The sequence below is a fragment of the Alteromonas sp. C1M14 genome (assembly GCF_018860965.1).
GTDB lineage: Bacteria > Pseudomonadota > Gammaproteobacteria > Enterobacterales > Alteromonadaceae > Alteromonas.
The window spans coordinates 305,167-326,861 of the sequence record NZ_JAHKQF010000008.1 but is presented as its reverse complement, the minus strand read 5'-3'; the positions used below and the strand labels follow the sequence as shown (position 1 = coordinate 326,861).

The following is a 21,695-nucleotide window of genomic DNA, read 5'->3' as shown; positions in this document are numbered from 1 at the left end:
CAATTGCCATTCGTCAATGGTGTAATTTCGTCGATATCTAATAAAAAGGCGCGATCTGAAATAAACGATTAGGCAAAGAGTAAAGGCAATACAATGGCCGTCATGATGCCGTTCAAACAAAGTCCTAAGGTAGCCAGTGCTCCGGTCTTTTCGCCCATATGTAGCGCTTTAGCCGTGCCGATAGCATGACACACTGAACCCAATGCAACACCTTGTGCCTGAGGTAGCGTTACCGCCAATAACCGATAAACAGCCGGTGCTAATACCGCACCCACAATGCCGGTAGTAATAACAAACACCGCCGCCAGAGCTGGAACACCATGCACCTGTTCGGTGGCTTCCATGGCTAGGGGAGTAGTAATGGATTTCGCCAGCATGGTCATTTGTATTGCGAACGGTGTATCAAAAGCATACACCGCTAACCACGCGGTGACCGGTGCAATGATCCCCCCTGTCGCTACTGCTGCCACTAAACGCCAGCCTAAGGATCGAATCTTTTCCCATTGGGCATACATAGGTAACGCTAAGGCCACAGTTGCGGGTCCCAATAACCAGTGAATAATGGCTGTATCTTGCTGATACGCTGACATTTCACGTTGAGACAACAAGATGGCAGCACCGGTAATAATGGCAGTAACCAGCACGGGGTTCGCAAAAGGATTATTATTCGTTTTGCGCACCACCCAAAGTGAGAACAAATAGGCACACAAGGTAATGCCTATCCAGACTGCACCCGAAACCGAGAAAACCGAGAAAAATAAATCCGTGGTTTTTTCCACGAAGGGTTGAACGATATTGGTTGTCATTATTCACTGTCCTTAGACACTACCGGCGCCATCAATTTTTGAGCAATCCAAGCACTTATGCCTAAGCTAAACACCGTAGTAAACACAATGGCGATGAAAATAGCCGTAAAACTACTGGCGATATCTTCCCAATATACCCCTACGCCTAATACTGCAGGAACAAAGAATAATGTCATGTATTTAAGTAATGGCGTTGCCCCTGCCACAATTAAGGAAGGGACTTGTTTGCGCTGAAACAGGAAGACTAACAAAAGTAACAGTCCCACTAGGGTACCGGGAAAGGGAACATCGAGTAACGATACCAACAACTCGCCCGCGAAATAAAAAAGCACGATGAGAACAAAACCAGCAAGAAATCGAATAATGCTATTCATGGGAATTAAAATAAGGAAACAGACGGGTAGTTTATCCGAGTCTTCCCCATGGGAACAACAGACTATCGTCTTAACCACAGGATATTGGGGTTGGTGGAGTAGGAGCTAAGCGAGATAAATGCAGCGCCAGCAGTCGCCTAACTGCTGGCAAAAGAGGCGGTAGAACCAGCTACAAGAAGAAAGTACTGTTTAAAAAGCGTTATCTAAATGGACTTTGATAAACATAGACGTACCCACTTTGCTGTAATCTATTTTGTATTCTTTGCCATTTAACGTTTGAATAAAGACCAGCGTTTTTTCGTCACCAAACACCTCTGAGGTGGTGATATCCACCAGCTCCATATCCATCATTTTGGCTTCCCGTTTATTATCGGGGAGTTTACCTTCGTACTGTTTTATTCCTTTATAGGTGACTAAAACAGGCGGGTGTTCATCGCCATTGAGAACGAGTAAATCGAGTTTTCTTATTTTATGAATAAGTGTATTGCGGCCACTTACCAGAAAGGGCTTTTCAGTCATTGTTGTCTCCACGCTGGCTGGCTATTAACAGAATTAGCAAAAAGATAGCAAATAAACATGTTGCTTGCACTAAACAGCGGTAAAAATCCCTTGTTCAGGACTAATTGATTAGGATTTCAAGTATACCTTTTCAGGGGCATCCCACCGTATCCATTGCCGTTCAGTGAGGTTGCGCATGACCTTTTCACAACTCTCATCATGCTCTTGCGCCATATTGCACTCAGCCACCGCTTTTAAATCTACCCGAAAGAGGATCTGCTGCAAAGCCGCGTCTAAATTCAAGTTAGACACATTTTGCGCCATGGGCAAGTCCACGGTCATACGGTTCGGGAACGCGCAGCGCTGGGGCTTGTCATCATCACTGTCTGCGTTACAGCCGCCACTGGCCAGCAAAAAAGACCAGATAGCATTAGGTTGTTGGGTATTTTGCAATTCCAAGCGGAAAAAGTTGTGCCCCACCCGAGTAGACTGAAACATAGTGGGTTTATCTAATGGCGATACCTGTTCTACCCGAGAGCTATGATTCTCATCAAAATTCAGTCCTAGGTTAAACCGAAGTTCAGTGGCACGTTTTAGCAACGCGGCATTGGCATCTAACACAATATGTTCGTTACTTTGCTGTGTGTCGCAGGCGTGATGAAAGGACAAAAATGCCACCTTTTTGGATTGCCATTTGTTCGGCACAAAGGTTAAAGGCACCCAGCGACCTTCCACTTTCAACTCAGGTTCGCTTAAATAGAAGGCGAGGTAGTTGACTCTCCATATATCTTTATCGATGGTCACATCGTAACCGCAATCAACGCTTTTTGATAAGTCAGTAAAGGTAATGGGAATATCACCAGGCGCGCGTTCGTTAGCAAGGAAACTGTCACATCCTGTGCATAAAAATAAAGTAAAAATAAGAGGAATCAAGGCGTATTTCATAAAGCAGTAAACCCTTTTGATGTTACGCCACTATAGTGGGCTTGCATGGCGGGTTTCGTCAACGCCACAACCGATTAATGGTGCAAAGAATAAGGTGCATGGAATCGAATGTGACAACATAACAGCGCCATTGGGTCTCTTATGCGTAGGCGCCAAATAAATTTTGATTAAGAAATCGCCAAGCGAGATAAATCATCGCGCTGATGGGGTGACAATCACAAAAAAACTGCTTATACTTCGCCCCGCTTGTGTAAACCGCTAGGTTTGCGCTATACAGCATCTACATATGTGGCCCTATAGCTCAGTTGGTTAGAGCACACGACTCATAATCGTTAGGTCCCCTGTTCGAGTCAGGGTGGGGCCACCATTTTTTACAACACCCAGTAAAATCGAAGCTTATAGGGCGTTAAGCTGTTCGATTATTCCACTTCTGTGTCTATTTATCTATTTGGTTTGTCGAATTATACCTGCGCAATCTGACGATCTGCCTATTTGGTTTAACGTGCAATGCAATCTCCTAAAAGCACCTTAGACGAGCCCGATGCACCCCAGGTTGTTTTGTCCTACCCTATCAATTTTGGTAAAACAACGCGCATAATCAGTTACAAAGTATGGAGAATAGCCCACAGATTTCTGCCGCGGATGTTACACTGAAAATTTGCTACATGCAGTGAATCATGCTGAAACAAGGTGTCGAGCATGATAAATCATCCTTACTGAAGCTTTGGATATATGGAACTGTTGCGCAACAAAAAATCAGTGCTGATAACACGCGCTCAACCATGCTTTGCCTAACAAGCTCTATAGTGTTTAACACAGTAGCGCGCTAGAGATGACATAGTGGAATAAAATGAAGACATCGAATACATCAAGCACAACGGCTGCTAGCATTCGCTTAAATAAATTTATTAGTGATTCAGGTTTCTGTTCTCGCCGAGAAGCAGATAAGTTAATAGACAGCCGTCGCGTAACAATTAACGGTGAGATCCCAGAATTAGGCACGAAAGTGCAACCAGGTGATAAGGTTTGCGTGGATGGCAAGCGGATTAAACCCAGTGCCGAGAATAAATCTGACAGAGTCTACTTGGCGTACCACAAGCCGGTTGGTATTACCTGTACCACTGAGCGCCACATTAAAGGCAATATTATTGATGCCATTGGCCATCGTGAGCGTATTTTCCCTATTGGTCGATTAGACAAGCCTTCTGAAGGGTTAATTTTTCTGACCAGCGATGGGGATATAGTGAATAAAATTTTACGCGCCGAAAATGCCCATGACAAAGAGTATATCGTGACGGTAGACAAGCCGGTAACGGCGCGCTTTATTCAAGCTATGGCGGCAGGTGTGCCCATTTTAGATACAGTGACCAAACCCTGTACGGTGACGATGCAAAGTAAATTCGTGTTTCGGATTATTTTAACCCAAGGATTAAATAGGCAAATTCGCCGCATGTGCGAATACCTTGGGTATGGGGTAACCAAGCTAAAACGCAGCCGTATTATGTCAATACGTTTAGCGGGGCTAAAAGTAGGCGAGTGGCGAAATTTGACCGCTGATGAAATGCACCAGATTAACAGCGCCGTGGCAGGCTCCACCAAAACTGCCGCCCAAAGTGAACAGAATATGCCAGCCTTAAACTCGCAAAAAGCTGCGTCTCAAGTACCCAAACACAATGCAAAACGCGGGACTAAGGCACGAAATAGCACCGCCCATAGTCAAGTAAAAAAGCATTCATCCACCACTAAGTCTAGCCCTCGGCGCAAACCTAGAATATAAAAATTAAAAGATAAATTAACCCTTAGGGCTAACCTCTGTGACAACTGTATTTAAAACTAAACGTGCTTTATTTGGCCTTGAACACTCTCATTCTCAGCTCATGTTTGAGTCTCAAGTAGATGGTAGTATTCGACATAGGGACGGTGGATGAAATGCTTCAAAGTACGTTAATTTCGGCTTTCCCTATTGTGCTGCTAATCTGGATGATGACCAAGCAGCGCGCCTTACCCTCCCATATCGCCTTACCGATAACCGCCCTATTAGTGGGCTTAATTCAACTTTTCTATTTCCACAGTGACGGGCGTTTACTGAGCGCCAATATTATCTCGGGTGTATTGTCCGTACTTACGCCGATTTCCATTGTCGCAGGGGCGATTTTGTTGAACCGAGTGTTGGCGATTTCAGGGGCGGAAGCTGTGATTGGTCGCTGGCTGGATTCCATCAGCAACAACAAGGTTGCCCAGCTGATGATTATTGGCTGGGCCTTTGCCTTTATGCTGGAAGGCGCCTCGGGTTTTGGTACGCCTGCCGCGATTGCCGCCCCTATGTTAGTGGGGTTAGGTTTTCAGCCTATCAAAGTTGCTATTTTTGCTTTAATTATGAACTCAGTACCCGTGTCGTTTGGAGCTGTAGGTACACCTATCTGGTTTGGTTTTGAAGCGTTAGAGCTTAGTTCGTCAGACCTGCTAGAGGTGGCGAATCAAACCGCATTAATTAACGCCGTGGCCGCGTTATTAATCCCTATATTGGCGCTAAAATTTGTCGTATCTTGGTCCTTAATACGCCAAAACCTCGTATTTATTTTACTCAGTATTCTATCTTGCACACTGCCTTACTACGCGTTAGCGAATTGGAATTATGAATTTCCTTCTTTGCTTGGTGGCGCTGTTGGGCTCATGGTGAGTATATTTTTAGCAAAGGCCAATATTGGCCTAGGTACAACACAAAACACGCTAAATAAACAATCAAAGGTGCCGTCTCGAGAAGTATTTTTTGCCCTGCTACCACTGGGGTTGCTGATTGTAATATTGATTGTTACCCGCATTAGCCCTTTGGGTATTAAAGGCTTGTTAACCAACACCAATGCGTGGTTTGGTATCGATATTGGCGGCAGCCATTTAGGTGTGAGCCAATCCTTGGTAGTGTCCCTAGACAATATTTTATCTACCTCTGTAAGCTGGTCTTATAAAACACTTTATGTGCCGGCGTTAATCCCTTTCGTGTTAGTGGTGTTGATCTCAATGCCGTTATTAAAACTTTCTAAGACCCAGATAAAAGAGGCGTTTTTTGAGACCGGCCAACGTATTCAGTTACCCCTTGTATCCTTAGCGGCGGCTTTAGTCATGGTGAATTTAATGATGTTGGGCGCCGAGCAGTCACCCATTTTCTTAATCGCCAATGCGCTTGCGACGTTAACCGGGGACAGTTGGTCTTTGTTTGCCGCTTTACTGGGGGCATTGGGCAGCTTTTTCTCTGGGTCGGCCACGGTGTCTAATCTCACCTTTGGTGGCATTCAGCAAACGATTGCCATGCAAGTTGGCTTACCAGTGAATCTGATATTAGCCTTACAATCGGTGGGTGCCGCCATGGGAAACATGGTATGTATTAATAATATTATTGCGGTGTCTGCTATTTTGGGGATTCACCACCAAGAAGGCTTTATTCTTAAAAAGACCATACTGCCATTATTGGTTTATGGGGTTGTTGCAGCCTTGATGGCAATAGTCTTGTCTTAATATAATTAGGATCAAGATGGCGTGCCAAATAACACACCACCTAAGGAGTGAGGCTGTTTCTAGGTATAGTTAGTACTGAGAGTCTTTTAGTACTCTTTCCCAATAGATTCCATTTTTCGCAATGGGCTTATAGCCGGAATTGGCGGCCCGCATAACACGAATGCCTTCTGCGCCGGCGTTGCGGGCTGCGATGATGTCACCATCCGCATCACCATAGTAAATTTTGATATCGTGTTGCTTAATATACTTAGTCTTGATGTATTCACTTTCGCTATAGCCTGCAAAAATCACATCGTGCATGTCTTTAATATCAAAGGTTTTCTGCAAATATTCCGTGGTGAAATGACACTTTGATCCCACCCGTCCAGTAATGAAGTAGATACTATCCCCACGCGCTTGGTGCATAGCAATCAATTGTTGCGCTATGTGCTTTGGCATACTGAATTTATCCCAACCACAGTTAGCTTTATCCCAAAATTTTTGATTCGTTAAGTAAGCGTAACTGCCAGGAGAAAACTCTTGTTGGCCGCGGTAAAAAACGGGAGAACTAAATAGGCTGGTATCGTCGATATCAAAACCAACCGTGATTGGCGGCTTACCTGCCAATTCCTTTTTGATGTCTTCTACAGAGATCATGGTGATGTCTTTTGACGCACCTGCACCTGTCACCTCGATGGTTGAGTAGCCGGCATGTGTGCCAGCCAGTTTCGGATCAGCGTGGCACTGACTAAGGCATGGTATTGATGAAGTGGAGATTGATTAAAGATGTAATTTACGGACAGCAAATAACGGATTATTCTACCCTGTAAAGCGGAATCACGTCTGGTACTGTTAGCTGCTGAGGCCATTTAATGACGCGATATCCATTAATCGGCATCAACAACCTCTTTGAGGTTGTTGATACCGGTTCGGTTTAGCGCTTCACTTTGACTTCTTGGCTGTTAAGAATCGCCAACAAAGGATTTGCGGCAAACACGTGTTTTTTAACAGCGAAACCAATGACAATGCCAGCAATAAAGCCGCCAATATGAGCCCAATAAGCCACACCGCCGCCGCTTTCATTGGCCAGATAAAGTCCCAGAATATTGGTTAAAAGCCATAATCCAAAAAATATCAATGGGCTTACTTTTTTCTGATAAACGATGATCATCAAGGTCAAACTTGCATGCCTAAACCACAATAGGTACATACCAAACAAGCCAGCTATAGCGCCACTTGCTCCTACCACGGGCACCACTGAATTTGGCTCTGCTAAGATTTGTGCAGCAGCAGCCACTAGGCCACACAGGGTATAATAAAGAAAGAATTTACCATGCCCCAGCGCATCTTCTAAATTGTCACCAATGATATATAAAAAATACATATTCCCGGCTAGGTGTATCAGTCCACCGTGCATGTACATGTAGGTGAGTAGTGTCCACAATTGCTGGCCATGACTCACTTCACCTGAATGCATAGCAAAGGAATCAAACGCCGTAGATATATCCACCACATCGGAAATATAGCTAAGAAAGAAGAGAATATTTAAAGCCACTAAAGAATACATCACCCAAGGTGTTTTTTTAGGTTTTAAGTTATATTCCACTGGCATTTGAGATAAGAATTGAAACAACCAAGTTCGTTTTTTAGTGGGCTTGTCTAATTCTAATAATGCTGTTGCAATGGCCGGAGAATGGGTGACTTTTTCTAACTCATGATGATCTAACCACACCCCAGAACAACGAGGGCAACAATCTATTTCTACCTCAAAGCCCGGCATCAGGTAATACCGAATCAGCTTAATATCACAGTCGTGACAATGTCGTTGTGATTCGCCAAGCATCTTCCCAAGGGCTTCTTCCAAAACCACCTGTGAATGGCCATTATCAGCAATGGACAATGCACTATCTAGCTCACCAGAGTCTAGCCATATACCATGACAATCTTGGCATTGCTCAACTTCTTGTTGGTGAAACTGCTGTTTCTTCATCTCACGACTGGCACAATTTGGACAAGTTTTCATGCTTATTGTCCTTGTTCATTCGACAGTGGGCTTACGTCAATACCCGCGTCTACCAGTTCATGGTGCAACTGAGTATAGTGAGCAATCAAATCATGGAGTGCGCCTTCGCTGACTTTCTCATTGAGCGCTAGCAATAAACCCGAGCCATATTTGGGGCCAAATTGATTGTCCTCAATCTTTTTAATGATCAGCGCCACTTCAGAGTTATATCGACGTATTGCCGAAAGGATATGACTTGGTGTTTCTAAAGCATTAGGAGAATACTTCATACTTTCCCATACAAAATCATCCACCACAGGATGCAACACTTTGATATCGTAAACCGACCTATCTTGAAGCTGGTGCGCGTAAGCATTCAAGGTATCGATATTATCACTCACCTCATCGGCCAAAGCATGCTGTAAGTAGAAGTTGTTTTCCTTACTATTTAGATTTTCAAATAATAATGCTTGAGACAAACCTTCCTGAGCGGCTAAATAAACGCCCACCACAGTCGCAATAATCATGCATATTTGCCCAACCCAAAACCCACTTTTAATTAAGTCAGAATTATCAAACCTAATTGCCGGTCGTTTGGGATTACGATTTTGATCAGAGGGTCGGGATAAATTGGATGTTTCAGGTTCCATTGTATTTCACTTCTATTTTATTTTGACTGGGAAAAAGTTGAGCAGGTAATTTTCGCGAGAATGTATCCATTGCGAAGGATATTTTTCATCTGACTACAGAGGCCAATAAGATACGCCAACGACTAGCCTGCATAGGAAAAGCACAATAATTAAAAAAACAGGATGTTATAAACATCACTATGCTTTACCACTAGTCTTAAATAACGCAAGGAAAAATATTGAGACGTAGTTTACGCAGAAATCTTCCATATTAACAGCGCTAAGCTTCTCACCATAAGTCAACGCGAACTCAACTCCCTCTTTGCAAAGGGGAATGAAAACTTGTCTATCGTTTCCATCTTAAATGCTTCATAACAAAGCAGCGTCGTTTGTTCATTTACCGCTTATTTACAAAATCTTGCGCAACTATTGCAGCTTTTATTGTTCGTAAAGAATCGTTAATTAAGGATGAAGTTATGTTTGTAAAATATAGGCGTTTTTTGAGTTTAGCTCTGTTGAGCATGTTGTGTTTGTCAGGTTGTTTATACATAGGCGACGATGATAGCAGCGACGGTCACGGGTACTACCAATATGTCAATTTAGTGCCTCAATCTCCGGATATCGAATTTGTTGTCGATGATGAGTCTCAAGGTGATTTATCTTTTGCCGAGGCCACAGCCTACGATTACGTGAGCAATTCCACTTACGACATCGAATTTAATCAAATTTTACCCAATACCGAAAACGACAACTTCATTGACGACGATAGCCTAAAGGTCAAGAAGAAGACCCTTCATAGTTATATCCTTTACGGCGATACTGACTCACCCAGTAGCTATGAAATCGACATCGACGTGTCAGATGTGTTCGATGATGATTTTGACGATAACTACGCGATGGTGCGCTTCGCTAACCTTGCCAATTATAACGATTCGGTCGACGTGTATATTTTAGATGCCGATGGTTCTCTTACTAATCAAACCGCCGACTATACCTTAGCGCCAGAAGACGATAGCGGCGACGTTGAGCTTGATGCCGGAGACTACAAAATTGTGTTTACTGAGTCCGGTACAGACACCATTTTAGCGATGAAAAACGACATTACCATTGAAGAAGGCGAAGCCTTATCTTACGTTTTTGTTAGCTACGAAAATGCGGGCATTGATGACACTTTTTATAGCATTGTTGAGTTAAATGACGACGGTGCGAGACAACTCTCTAATGAAGCCCAAGACAGTTACCTGCGCGTAAGTAACAATGTAGCCAATACCACCTCTATTTCAGTGGCCAAAGACACCCTGGGTAATACCGTGGCTGAAGATCTTTACTTTGGCGATATTTCCGATTTTCTAACCATTGATATTGATGATCCTGATGATGCGAATAGCGTGGATATTTATCTACGGGATACCGACTCCAATGCGGTGCTAGAAAGTACCAGTATCGACTTCTACGCCGATCAAATTGTACTGTTGTTAAGCTCTGGTGATGCCACCAGTACCGTAACATCCTATGCTGATGCTGAAGACTTAAGAGTTATCGATACCCATGCCAAGCTTCTGTTTTCCCATAATATTGATAACGAAAGTAGCACTTCAATTGCCGTGAAGGTTATCGAGCAAGGCAGTAACCCCGACTCTTATGACGCCTCGGATGAAATTGGTTATTTGAGTAGCCTAGATATTGAAACCGAAGCCGGTGATTACGATATTTACGTGTACGATGCGGATACTAACGATTTATTGTTAGAAACCACCCTTTACGACGTCCTGGCTGGCGATGTGATCAATGTCGTATTATCCGATTATGATTATGGCGGCGCGCCATACCAAATGTTTACTTATATCAATTAATCGGTGGTGCCGGCGTGCTACGCCGGCACCTCTGTGTTGTCGCGATAAAGGCCATTGTTGCATTGCGCAACACTCTCTTGGTTTTCACTTTCTTCCCTCGTTTCACTATTCGCTAGCGACGGCCTTATATAACATCAGTTGACTGAGGTTATAGTTGAGTCGTGAGTGAATATCGTCTAACTGGGCAGTGAGAAACTGATTTTCCATCGCCAGTAACGGAAGCTGGTTAACTACCCCAGCGTCATATTCTGCTTTTACCATTGTCAGTTGCTGTTCATGCAAGCTCAGCGCCTCTTGATTTAACTGGTATTGTTCCCGAGCACGATTTACCTTTCTAATGGCATTATCCACCTCGGTCCATGCTTTTAATACCTGTTGTTTAAAGCGTATAGCAGCTTGTTGTTGTGTTATTTCAGTAAGGGCAACTTCACGATGTAACACACCTCGATTAAACACTGGCAAATAAAATCCCGCTCCCAAAGTCCAAGTGCGGGATGACCAATTCGATAAGGTACTACTACTCAGTGCTTCAACCCCCGCATTGCCAGTTAAACTAAATTGGGGGTACAGGGATGCTTCTGCAAGACCAATGTTAGCGGTGGCCGCTTTAAGGGCTTCTTCGGTCGCTTTTACATCGGGTCTATGGCTTAGTATCGACGATGGCAAGGGCAATGACGGGGAGTCATATACCGTCAATGAAACACCGTTATCATCGAGCAATGTTGATAACGCTCCGGGTTGTGCTCCCACCAATAAACTTAGGGAATTTTGTAGCTGGGTAATCTCATTTTCTAATGCTGAAATTAAAATACGGACTTGTTTAACCTGTGCTTGCTCAGCGAACAACCCTTGACGAGACATCACCCCAGAGTCGACCATCACGGTATGTATGGCTAGCTCAGCATTGAGGTTAGCAAGCAACTGCTGACGTAAGGAAAGCATGTATTGTTTTGCCCGCAACGTGAGATATTGTCGGGTAAGCTCTGTTTTTAACGTCAGTCTCAAATCTGCCAGTTCGTATTCAGCCATTTGTGCGTTCGCATCAGCGGCTCGTAACTGGTTGGCAACCTTGCCCCATAAATCGGGTTCCCAACTAGCATCAAAGCCGGTTGAATAAACGCCATAAGGGGATGACAGCGCCTCAATAAGAGAGTCTTGGGTATCCCCTGTAGAAAATAAACTAATTGTACGGCTGCTAACACCGTCTTCACTTAAACGTTGGCGAGCAACGCTACCTGAGAAACTGACTTCTGGGTCGCCACTCGACGCTGCTTGCTTTTGATACAACCGACTAGCGGCAAAGTTTAACGCTGCCACCTGTAAATCGTGATTGTTTTGTTCAAGCATCTCATACAGCTGGGTCAATACTCCATCATCTTGCCGCCATTGGGACAGTGTAGGTACCCCCGGCTGTGCTGCCGTCGTTTCCACCGATGGCCAAGACATTGGCATGGTGACATCAGGTTTTGCATAGTCAGGGCCCAAACGAGTACAGCCTGATAACAAGCAAACAGTAATAGCGGCAATGGGGCACCAGGCAGATTTCATTTTCATCTCCATCAGGAAGTACGATGTCTAAACAACCAACTAGCCACTGGCAGTGTGACCACAGCAATAAGTATTAACGGCAGCATCTCAGTATAAACATCTGCTAGGGTCGCCCCTTCCAGATATACGCGGCGAACGATGCTAATAGAAAAACGCAGCGGATTGACATAAGTCATGTTTTGCATAACATCAGGCATATTAGCCAGCGGTGTGGCATAGCCAGACAACAACATTAGCGGCATAAGCAGTACAAAGGTATACAACATGGCTTGTTGCATATTCAACGATACAGCAGAGATAGATAACCCTATCCCGACGCTGGCTAAGGTAAACAAAAACAGCCCTAAATACAGTACAAATAAATTACCCTGAAACGGAATATCAAACCAAAAACGGCAAATAAGAAACACTAATGTCGACTGTATTAAGCCAATAAAAATAGAAGGTACCGCTTTGCTGATAAGTATTTGTGACGGCAGGCTGGGGGTAACAAGAAGCTGATCAAAAGTGCCCTGTTCTCGCTCTCTGGCCACTGATAATGCCGTCAGCATCATGGTTTGAATCATACTTAATGCGGCGATCATTCCTGGCATAATGATCCAGCGGGTTTCCATGTTGGGATTAAACCAAGCGCGGCTTTTAACGGTAATCGGCAACTGGCTTCCCACATCAGTACTGGCATTGTAAGCTAGGGTAATGGCATTGAAACTGCCTACCACCGCATTGGCGGTGGCTGAATTTCGCCCATCCACAATAAGTTGCAAAGGGCTGGCTTGGTCTTGCTGTAATTTATCTGCAAAATCTGCGGGAAAATACACCACCATTAGGGCTTCTTGATTACCAATGACATCGGCCACTTCATTGCTACCATGTAAGGTAGCCACCTGATTGAATAATCCCGCCCCTTTTAATTTTTGCAATACATCATGGCTGGCTTGGCTGTTACTTTGATCCAGCACTGCATAAGGCACTTCTTTCAAATCAAATGTGGCTGCGTATCCAAATAAAATGCTTTGCATGATAATAGGCAAAATCAAAATAATTCTGGATGAAGGATCTTTAAGTACCGTCAAGAATTCCTTCTGACACAGATTAAAAATGAATTGAAAATACTGCTTAATTTGGGTCATTGTTTAATCCAGTGTTTTCTTTGTCAGCATACGGGCAAGCCCCAGCAGAACCACTGCATACAGGGTAAGTAGCGCTAAGTCTTTAAGAATAATAGGCCAGAAATTACCCGCCAAAAACACGGTTCTTAATAATTCGATAAAATACGTGGCGGGTAAAAGCAGCCCTATCAGTTTCACGGCGGTGGGCAAATTGCCCAAATCAAACACAAAACCCGACAACATCATGGCCGGTAAAAAACTCACTAATATGGCCATTTGACTGGCAAGAAACTGATTACGGGTTTTAGCCGATATGAGCAAACCGATGGCAAGGGCCACCAGCATGTATATCACCGAGCCAACCACCAAAATAAAAAACGAGCCGTGAATAGGTACATGGAATAAAAACGTGGACGCCAGTACGCACAGTACCAAGCCAATAATGCCAACAAAAAAATAGGGGATAATTTTCGCCAAAATAATTTCTGTGGGGCGCACTGGGGTAACAAACAAGGCTTCAAGGGTGCCTCGCTCCCACTCCCTGGCCATCACCAATGCCGTTAGAAAGGTTCCCACCAATGTCATAATGAGCACGATAAGCCCTGGCACGATAAACCAGGTACTGGTATTCGCATCATTAAACCAGATTCGCGGGATCACCGTGACCCCCTTTCCTGCAGTGCTAACGTTGTGCCGATCAGCTTGTTTTTGTGCCCAGGTGCCAATCAAGCTTGAAAAATAGGTACGAATTGAAGATGCCCGAGTTGCATCACTGCCTAATACAATAAGCTGAACATCGGCTTGGCCCGCCGCTAAATCGGCGGCAAAGGAATCATCAAATACCGCAATAGCTTCAACGTCTCTTGCTCGCAAGGCTTTTTCAGCCTGCTGAAAAGAGGTCATGATGGTGGGTTTAAAATACTGAGAAAGCCTAATGGCTGACACCACCTCTTCGGTTTGCTCTGAAGGCTGGGTGGTCACCACTGCCAATTTGATGTCTTTCACATCTAAGGTAACGCCATAACCAAAAATAAATATCAATGCGATGGGTAAACCAATACCAATTAGCAAGTTACTTTGATCACGTAACAACTGTCTGGTTTCTTTTTTCACCAACGCCCATAATCGGCTAACAAAACCACCACTTGCCCTGGCATTAGTCTTCATCCGAGCGTTCCTGTTTTTTACGTCGATTAACCGCAATAATATTAATAAAGGTTTCTTCCATACTCATCACTTCACCCCCGGTGTCAGCGAGATCCGCACGGATTTCCTCTGGGGTGCCCATGGCCAGCTTTTCTCCAGCATCCTGAATTAGAATCTTGTCACAATATTCCGCTTCTTCCATAAAGTGGGTGGTAATGATGATGGCCGTACCGGTTTGAGAAAGCGCGGTAATACGACGCCAGAATGCGCGACGGGCTAGCGGATCGGCACCACTGGTTGGTTCATCCAAAAATAAAATATCAGGTTGATGCATTAAGCTGGCAGCCATCGCCAAACGTTGCTTATAGCCACCGGGCAATTCACCACTTTTGTCTTTTAAATGTGATGCCAAATCAAATTGCTCCGATACCCGCTCGATGGCGGCCTTGCGCTGCTTTCCCCACAAATTATAGGTACCGGCGAAAAAGCGTAAATTCTCATATACCGTTAAATTGCCATACAGGGCGAATTTTTGTGACACATAGCCAATTCGACCCCGAGCATCAGCGCGGGCGGTGCGCAGGTTTTTTCCTGCCACACTTAGCACACCAGAGGTCGCGGGCAATAAACCGCAAAGCATACGAAAGGTGGTGGTTTTTCCGGCCCCATTAGGCCCCAAAAGACCAAAAATTTCGCCGGGGTATACGTCAAAGGAGGTTTTAGCCACGGCAGTAAAGTCGCCAAAGGTTTTCACCAACTGCTTCACTGAGACAATGGGGGAGGACGCATCTGGCTTGGCCTTGTGGTCCTTTTTCAGTTTTTCCACGGATACCGACTGCAAAGGCATATGTTCTTTAAGAGACATCATAAAGGCATCTTCTAGACTCGGCACAACGGGCTCTACCTTGTTGTACGGTATGTCCTTTGTCACATCCTCTATAGTGTTATTGGGGTGTAACACACAACGAACTCTCCCCCCTTGAGGTACTGCATCCACGACGAGATCAGACTTGTCTAAAAGCGCGCTTTGTAATTCTCTGGGCTTTTGTTCTGGGTTCGGGGTAAATAAATAACACTGATTTTGCGCGCGTTGGGTAAGGGTATCTGGTGAACCCGAAACCAGTATTTTACCTTCGTGCAATAGATGAACCTGCTGGCAACGTGCCGCCTCATCTAAATAGGCGGTGCTAACAATAACCGTTAACGACTCTTCCTCCACCAGTTGTAAAATAATTTTCCACAATTCTTGGCGGGATAACGGATCCACGCCCACCGTAGGCTCGTCGAGTAACAAGAGCTGCGGAGATCTGACTAGGGTACACGCTAGCCCCAATTTTTGCTTCATGCCCCCTGATAACTTTCCCGCTGGACGGGCGGTAAAATCGGCCAAATTGGTCATGGTCAATAGACGTTGGTATCGGCTATGTCTTTCATCAGCAGGCACACCATGAAGATCCGCGTACAAATCTAAATTTTCTTGCACACTAAGATCTTCATACAAGCCGAAACGTTGTGGCATATAACTGATGAGATTTTGTACTTGTTGTGGGTGAGCGTACATATCAATATCTAAAACGCTCAAGCGGCCTTGCGTGGGTGTCATGAGTCCGGCGATGAGGCGTAGCAACGTGGTTTTACCGGCACCATCTGGGCCCACCAAAGCCGTGAGTTCGCCTTTTTTTACGCACATATCTAGCGACGCTAGCGCCACCACCTGCTCTTTTTTTTGTTTATTGATGAAGACCTTGTTTAACGCCTCAGCCTGCACCACAGCAGAAGTCATATGCCTTAGTCTCCCAACGGAAACACAACTGTAGCAGGCATGCCTAGCTTAAGCCGATTATCATCGTCTGCCACTCGCACGCGCATTTCGTACACCAAGGAAGTGCGTAAATCTTCTGTCTCTACATTTTTAGGGGTGAACTCGGCGACCGACGAAATAAACGTTACCGTGCCCGCAAGAGCGGTAGCTAACCCATCAACCGTAATACGTGCCTGATCGCCCACATTAACCGACGCTAACTGCACCTCGTTAATATAAACACGGATCCACTTCGGTGAGGTAAGTGCCAATGACACCACGGGTTTTACCGGCGATGCAATATCGCCAGGCTCCAGTAATCGGGCTCTTACCACACCGTCGCTTGGCGCAATCAGTTGGGTTCTGGCCAGTTGCTCTTTTAATAAATCCCCTTGCGATTGCAAAACACCTAACTGGGCTTTAGCTTGCAAAATATCTTCTTTACGGGGCCCTTCTTTAACTAAATCGGCATTGGCTTTCGCTTTGTCTAACGCCGCTGTGGCCGCCGTTACATTATCTTTTGCCTCATCTATATCTTGTGCGCTAACCCCTTGCCCTTGGGTTTTACTTTCTACGGATAACAACCTTTTAAGCCGAGCTTGGGCAATATTTACATTGGCATTTAATTGATTGACTACCGCCGTGGCCTGAGCCACTTCCTGTTTGCGAGGGCCAGCGTTAAGTTTGTCCACCAGCGCCTGTTGAGCGGCAATTTGCGCTTCGCTTTGCTGCAGCTTTAAGCGGTAAATTGTATTATCTAAGGTGGCAATCACGTCGCCAGCCTTGACCGCATCCCCTTCTTCAGCGTTCACCGTTTCGATTCGATCCGATTGGGTAAATGCCAAAGAAACTTGCCGAATATCCACATTTCCGTAAAGGGTTATCTGCGACTCTCCGTCGCTCTGTTCGTAAAATGCATAGAACGCTGCAGCAACGATAATTAACCCAATAAGTACAATGCCAACTTTTTTACCCATTACTCTTTCGCCCTATGGAAATGGTTTTAATCACCACAATATTAAATTCAAATTTGAATTTCAACTAACATCTCGGTAAAGTGCAATTAAATGTATATCAATAACATTTTAGACGTGAATAAAAGAAAAGGTCGTGCAGACGGCGAAGAAACCAAACAAAAAATCCTCTCAATAGCTGGCGAACTATTTGCTCAGCGCGGATACCACAATACATCGGCCAAAGATATTTGTGAGCGCGCGAAGGTGAATACCGCCGCGATTAATTACCATTTTAATGGTAAAGACGGCCTCTACGAGCAGGTTTTTTCAGCGGCCATAGAACATTTTTTGCACTGGGACTTTATCGACAGTTTGAAAAGTAGTGATGTCAGTTATGAGACCAAACTTGATGCCCTCATCCGTCATGTCATTACCAACATCATTAAAAAACGGGATTGGCATGGCAAAGTCTGGGCCAGAGAGATTGTATCGCCTTCGCCACTGATGGAAACGGTATTGATGAAAGAGGCCCATACTCGCACGCGGATCATCGCCAACGTTATTGCTGGCGCCTGCGGCAAACATTACGATCCAGAAGACATAAACACCACTTACCGTCTTTTTACCTTTATGGCGCCTTGTTTGATGTTGATGATCGTAAACCCTGATCTTCCCACCCCACTAAAACCACTGTTTTCTCGGCCTGAAGAAGAATTGGTAGATTACCTAAAACGGTTAATACACAACATGTACAGCTAACCGAGAAAAGCCGCCCTCTGTGGCATTAATAAAGAGAAGCGGCGGGTTACATTTATACCGTGTGCTGCTTTTTATAAGCTGGCAAGTTGTACACTCACCGCCCCTAAGACAAGGGCATTGACGCGATTGAACCAACGCCAGAAAACAGGCCGTTGCATATGAGATGCAAAGTAAGCAGTTAAGGTACTTATACCCACAAACCAAATCACTGAGGCAAGGATAGCCCCGCCAACAAACCACCATTTATTTTCTTGCCATTGACTGGCTAAATTCCCCATAAGTAGCAGGGTATCTAAGTAAAAATGGGGGTTTAACCAAGTTACAGCAAGGGCGGTAAGTACGGCCCGTTTAAACGATGTTTGCTTATTAGCCATGGCTAAGATCATGGCATCGTCTTTCATCGATGCCTGTAATTTGTTGTAGGCAAACCACACAAGGAAAAGCACGCCGGCCCACTTTGTTACAGAAATCAAAAGCGGATATTGTTGTAATAACAATCCAAACCCCATAGCCCCTAAGCTAATGGAAATGGCATCACTTAAAATAAACAATAGAACAAATAGCCATGTCCACTGGCGTTTAAGGGATTGCTCGATCAGAAAACTGTTTTGCGCACCGATGGCAATAATCAATGTCCCACCCATAACTAATCCACTGAGCATTGCCGAAACCATGTCTCTCCCCTTTACTTTGTATCTACTTGGCTGAAATTGCCGTTGATTTTATCGGCAAATGAATATTTAATTAAATTAATCAAATTTATTTATCATTAATTAATTTAATAATTTTTAAGGCAGTAAATGATGTTGGATTATGCGGCGCTACATTGCTTTAGTGAAGTTTTGCGTTTCGGTGGATTCGACAAGGGTGCACAGGTGCTCAATCTTACCCAATCTGCGGTCTCACAAAAGATTAAACGCTTAGAGCAACAGGTTGGCGGACCGGTATTGGTAAGAACGAAACCCGTCACCGCCACCCCACTTGGCCGACAGTTGCTTGTCCATTATCAAAAAGTGAGCGTATTGGAAGAATCACTCAGTGCTGTTGCCGGTGTAGACACCGTTGCCTCACCATTATCCGTGGCGATTAACAATGATGTTTTGGCCACATGGTTTGCCTCCGTCATGAAAAAATTTGCCGCACAAAGGCCTAACCCGGTTCATGTGTACAATGCCGATCAGACCCAAACCCGACAGTTATTACAACAAGGTGAAGTGATGGCGTGTATTAGCCAGATAGGCACCCCCGTAACCGGCGGTCAGTCGGTGCTATTGGGGAATATGAATTATCAGCTCTATGCTTCACCAGATTACATTAACCGATATTTGGGCGAACACTATACCCCTGAGGCGGTGATGGCTGCGCCCGGTTTACTTTACGATGAATACGATGTCACCTTATTGGGTGATTATCAGCAAAGCTGTTTGAATATGCGCCCCCGTGTTACCACCTGTCATTGGTATCCCTCTTCTCATGGGTTTGTGAATATGGCTGTAGAAGGTGTAGCGTGGGCACTATTGCCCACGCTACAAATTACCAAAGAAATAGCGCAAGGCCGCCTGATCCCTCTCTTTCCGCAAAAGCACCTTGCCGTTTCTTTGTTCTGGCATTGGATATCATTAGAATCCGATGCCATGGCACGACTAAGTCAGGCCGTTAAGCAAGTAGCAAAAAGCGTGTTAACGCCACACCAATAAGGTTGTCCCGTTAACACCATAGGATGCCTTTTAATCAAATGTCACCACTAAATATTTCACACCGCCGTCAACAGATTGGGGTAAGAAAAAGACCCCACCGTAGGTGAAATACTGAACATTATTAATGGTGACAGGCTGTGCCTTTTTCGGCAATTCTGAATAGAAATGACCGGGTTTGTAAGTTTTATCCACGGCGCTTTGGATTTTCGGTTGCTCCACAACCACATAACCCTCATTTGCGTGGTAGTAATACACGCCTTCCACGACATAATAAACTTTGCCGTTAACAACCAGTGTATCAGCACTCGGTGGCAATGCCGGGATAAGCATTCCCAACGGAGGTTGCACTACTCGAAATGCGTTATCAACATACCGGTAATACACGCCATTGTGATATCGATACAACTTACCATGGTAGTGTATTTTTCTTGCCCCCTCTGGCAGCCGAGCCAGTTTATGACCCGGCTTGTACTTTGGGGCAGCAATGGCTCCTGCAACCAGTGCACCGATCCCCACGCCCAGTACCAGTGCTTCAGCGCCACCGCCACCGCCACCAGCGACATGAAGACGGCCATGTCCACGAGCGCCAGGAAACACGGCACATCCACTTAGCAATGACACAACCACTATAGAAGATATAAACGTTCGTAGCCTCATAATGCTCTTCCTCAAGCTATTAGAAAAATTACAATGCCAAATGTCATTTGGCCAATACACCTATTTAGAACAATATATAGGGTCAAAAATCGTCAAGGTTCGCTAAACCTGTGTATGCAATACGTAAAGCTAACCGTTTTATTTGCCGCCGTGAGATTTGTAAAGATGGCTTGGAGACTCTTACAAACCTTTACTCCACAGGTAATTGAGTTGTGTAAAGAGGAAAATATAATGTGTTCATTATTTTTGTAAGGTGCATGAACATTTCCCATGATCCATTTTTCATTTTCAAAACTTCGTTGTTCGGTGTTTGCTGCGTGTTTACTTAGCACATCAGCAAGCTACGCTCACCACGGTGTGAATGGACAATTTGATATGTCTAAGAAAGTCACCCTGTCCGGTGTGATCACTAAAATTAAGCTCGTTAACCCCCATGCGTATGTGTATTTCGATACTGAAAATGCCCAGGGTGAGACAGAAAGTTGGCGCTGCGAATTAGGTACAGGCAGTGCACTACGTCGCGCAGGATGGACCAGCCGCACCTTCGCAAAGGGCAAAGAACTGACCATTGTTGGTTCACCAGGCCGTAACGGGAAATTGGAGTGCCATGCCAACAAGATCTTATTTGCCGATGGTACTGAACTTGACCGCAGTTCAGTCCTGGATGATGAAGGAAATGTACTAATCCATGCTCGGCAAACCACCCTTGGTGATGGCGTACTGAATTTAAATGGCAATTGGGTAGCCATGCGACCTCAACGCCCAGGTCCACCGCCTGGCGCGAATCAAGGCAGTGGCCAAACGGCACGAAAAGGACCGCCTTCCAAGGGTAATAGAGGCATGCCTTCCGCCGGTGGCCAGCCGCCAGAAGGAGGTAGAGGTCCGGTGGTAGAACTTACTGGCGCAGGTGAACACGCACTGGACAATTTCGATAGGGAAGATATGCCCCGTCTACATTGCCAACCAACCAGCATTTTGGATGATTGGACATTTGATCAACTGGTAAATGAAATCCAACAAACGGAAGATGACATTACCATCAAGTATGGTTTTATGACCATTACCCGTACCATTCATCTTGATTTAGATGCCCACCCTAAAGACATGACTCCCACCATTGCCGGTCACTCTATCGGAAAATGGGAAGATGGTGCATTAGTGGTAGACACCGTAGGCTTCACACCCGGTTATGTTCGTGTAACGCCCGGTCGCAGAGGCACTATCCCAAACAGCGATCAGTTGCACATCGTTGAACGCTTTACCCTCAGTGAAGATGGCTTAACCCTTCATCGTGAATATGAAATTGAAGATCCCCTATATCTCAAAGAGAAAGTAACCGGTGAAGACGATGTAAAACTTACCAAGTCGAGCTACTTACCTTATAACTGCGATGATCTTACCAACGTCAACGCAGAATAACGGT

General features: G+C 44.9%; 20 protein-coding genes and 1 tRNA gene. 7 read left to right on the top strand and 14 right to left on the bottom strand.

Annotated elements, in window-relative coordinates; all coding sequences use genetic code 11:
- Positions 1–68: 68 nt before the first annotated feature.
- The 4 genes from KO501_RS06120 to KO501_RS06105 form a co-directional block, all read right to left on the bottom strand.
- The gene (locus KO501_RS06120) at positions 69–806 is read right to left on the bottom strand and encodes an LrgB family protein (protein ID WP_216028761.1); all 738 of its coding nucleotides are present in this window, start codon (positions 804–806) and stop codon (positions 69–71) included.
- Positions 806–1,180, bottom strand: coding sequence for a CidA/LrgA family protein (locus KO501_RS06115; protein WP_216028760.1), 375 nt, complete (start codon positions 1,178–1,180; stop codon positions 806–808). The genes KO501_RS06120 and KO501_RS06115 overlap by 1 nt, the downstream gene beginning before the upstream one ends.
- Before the next feature lie 189 nt (positions 1,181–1,369).
- Positions 1,370–1,699 (bottom strand): hypothetical protein, encoded by a 330-nt coding sequence (locus tag KO501_RS06110; protein ID WP_216028759.1) that lies wholly within the window; start codon positions 1,697–1,699, stop codon positions 1,370–1,372.
- 108 nt (positions 1,700–1,807) lie between these two features.
- Positions 1,808–2,623, bottom strand: a complete 816-nt coding sequence (locus KO501_RS06105) for an MbnP family protein (protein WP_216028758.1) — start codon at positions 2,621–2,623, stop codon at positions 1,808–1,810.
- Between the two features lie 290 nt (positions 2,624–2,913).
- Here KO501_RS06105 and KO501_RS06100 point away from each other — a divergent pair.
- The 3 genes from KO501_RS06100 to KO501_RS06090 all read left to right on the top strand — a co-directional run bounded on the left by KO501_RS06100 (position 2,914) and on the right by KO501_RS06090 (position 6,136).
- Positions 2,914–2,990, top strand: a tRNA-Ile gene (locus tag KO501_RS06100).
- A 483-nt stretch (positions 2,991–3,473) separates the two neighbouring features.
- The gene (rluF, locus tag KO501_RS06095) at positions 3,474–4,400 is read left to right on the top strand and encodes a 23S rRNA pseudouridine(2604) synthase RluF (RefSeq protein ID WP_216028757.1); all 927 of its coding nucleotides are present in this window, start codon (positions 3,474–3,476) and stop codon (positions 4,398–4,400) included.
- Positions 4,401–4,519: 119 nt separating this feature from the next.
- On the top strand, positions 4,520–6,136 hold the full coding sequence (locus KO501_RS06090; protein WP_252728187.1) for an L-lactate permease: 1,617 nt from the start codon (positions 4,520–4,522) through the stop codon (positions 6,134–6,136).
- A gap of 69 nt (positions 6,137–6,205) precedes the next feature.
- On the opposite strand, the gene aphA is transcribed toward KO501_RS06090, so the two are convergent.
- From aphA to KO501_RS06075, 3 genes are all read right to left on the bottom strand, one after another.
- Positions 6,206–6,805: an acid phosphatase AphA gene (gene aphA / locus KO501_RS06085; RefSeq protein ID WP_354667811.1), complete on the bottom strand. Its 600-nt coding sequence runs from the start codon at positions 6,803–6,805 to the stop codon at positions 6,206–6,208.
- A gap of 244 nt (positions 6,806–7,049) precedes the next feature.
- A complete protein-coding gene (locus tag KO501_RS06080) occupies positions 7,050–8,138 on the bottom strand; it encodes a rhomboid family intramembrane serine protease (protein ID WP_216028755.1) in 1,089 nt (362 codons plus the stop codon).
- Between the two features lie 2 nt (positions 8,139–8,140).
- Complete coding sequence (locus KO501_RS06075; protein WP_252728186.1) at positions 8,141–8,644, bottom strand: hypothetical protein; 504 nt, start codon at positions 8,642–8,644, stop codon at positions 8,141–8,143.
- Between the two features lie 602 nt (positions 8,645–9,246).
- On the opposite strand from KO501_RS06075, the gene KO501_RS06070 reads away from it, so the two are divergent.
- The gene (locus tag KO501_RS06070) at positions 9,247–10,599 is read left to right on the top strand and encodes a DUF4397 domain-containing protein (protein ID WP_216028754.1); all 1,353 of its coding nucleotides are present in this window, start codon (positions 9,247–9,249) and stop codon (positions 10,597–10,599) included.
- Positions 10,600–10,704: 105 nt separating this feature from the next.
- On the opposite strand, the gene KO501_RS06065 is transcribed toward KO501_RS06070, so the two are convergent.
- From KO501_RS06065 to KO501_RS06045, 5 genes are read right to left on the bottom strand one after another with little or no spacing between them, the layout of a single operon-like run.
- Entirely contained in the window at positions 10,705–12,147 is a 1,443-nt protein-coding gene (locus tag KO501_RS06065; RefSeq protein ID WP_216028753.1) for an efflux transporter outer membrane subunit, read from the bottom strand.
- A gap of 11 nt (positions 12,148–12,158) precedes the next feature.
- Positions 12,159–13,277, bottom strand: coding sequence for an ABC transporter permease (locus tag KO501_RS06060; RefSeq protein WP_216028752.1), 1,119 nt, complete (start codon positions 13,275–13,277; stop codon positions 12,159–12,161).
- Between the two features lie 3 nt (positions 13,278–13,280).
- Complete coding sequence (locus KO501_RS06055) at positions 13,281–14,423, bottom strand: ABC transporter permease (protein WP_216028751.1); 1,143 nt, start codon at positions 14,421–14,423, stop codon at positions 13,281–13,283.
- On the bottom strand, positions 14,413–16,185 hold the full coding sequence (locus KO501_RS06050; RefSeq protein ID WP_216028750.1) for an ATP-binding cassette domain-containing protein: 1,773 nt from the start codon (positions 16,183–16,185) through the stop codon (positions 14,413–14,415). The genes KO501_RS06055 and KO501_RS06050 overlap by 11 nt, the downstream gene beginning before the upstream one ends.
- A gap of 5 nt (positions 16,186–16,190) precedes the next feature.
- A complete protein-coding gene (locus KO501_RS06045; RefSeq protein WP_216028749.1) occupies positions 16,191–17,180 on the bottom strand; it encodes an HlyD family efflux transporter periplasmic adaptor subunit in 990 nt (329 codons plus the stop codon).
- A gap of 90 nt (positions 17,181–17,270) precedes the next feature.
- Between KO501_RS06045 and KO501_RS06040 the strand changes: the two genes are divergently transcribed.
- Complete coding sequence (locus KO501_RS06040; RefSeq protein WP_216028748.1) at positions 17,271–17,918, top strand: CerR family C-terminal domain-containing protein; 648 nt, start codon at positions 17,271–17,273, stop codon at positions 17,916–17,918.
- A gap of 71 nt (positions 17,919–17,989) precedes the next feature.
- Here the strand turns inward: KO501_RS06040 and KO501_RS06035 are convergent, their stop codons facing one another.
- Positions 17,990–18,592, bottom strand: coding sequence for a LysE family transporter (locus tag KO501_RS06035; protein ID WP_216028747.1), 603 nt, complete (start codon positions 18,590–18,592; stop codon positions 17,990–17,992).
- Positions 18,593–18,721: 129 nt separating this feature from the next.
- Between KO501_RS06035 and KO501_RS06030 the strand changes: the two genes are divergently transcribed.
- Positions 18,722–19,615 (top strand): ArgP/LysG family DNA-binding transcriptional regulator, encoded by an 894-nt coding sequence (locus tag KO501_RS06030; protein WP_216029048.1) that lies wholly within the window; start codon positions 18,722–18,724, stop codon positions 19,613–19,615.
- A gap of 30 nt (positions 19,616–19,645) precedes the next feature.
- Here KO501_RS06030 and KO501_RS06025 read toward each other — a convergent pair whose 3' ends face one another.
- The gene (locus KO501_RS06025) at positions 19,646–20,272 is read right to left on the bottom strand and encodes a DUF6515 family protein (RefSeq protein WP_216028746.1); all 627 of its coding nucleotides are present in this window, start codon (positions 20,270–20,272) and stop codon (positions 19,646–19,648) included.
- A gap of 270 nt (positions 20,273–20,542) precedes the next feature.
- On the opposite strand from KO501_RS06025, the gene KO501_RS06020 reads away from it, so the two are divergent.
- Positions 20,543–21,691, top strand: a complete 1,149-nt coding sequence (locus tag KO501_RS06020; RefSeq protein WP_216028745.1) for a DUF6152 family protein — start codon at positions 20,543–20,545, stop codon at positions 21,689–21,691.
- Positions 21,692–21,695 lie beyond the last annotated feature (4 nt).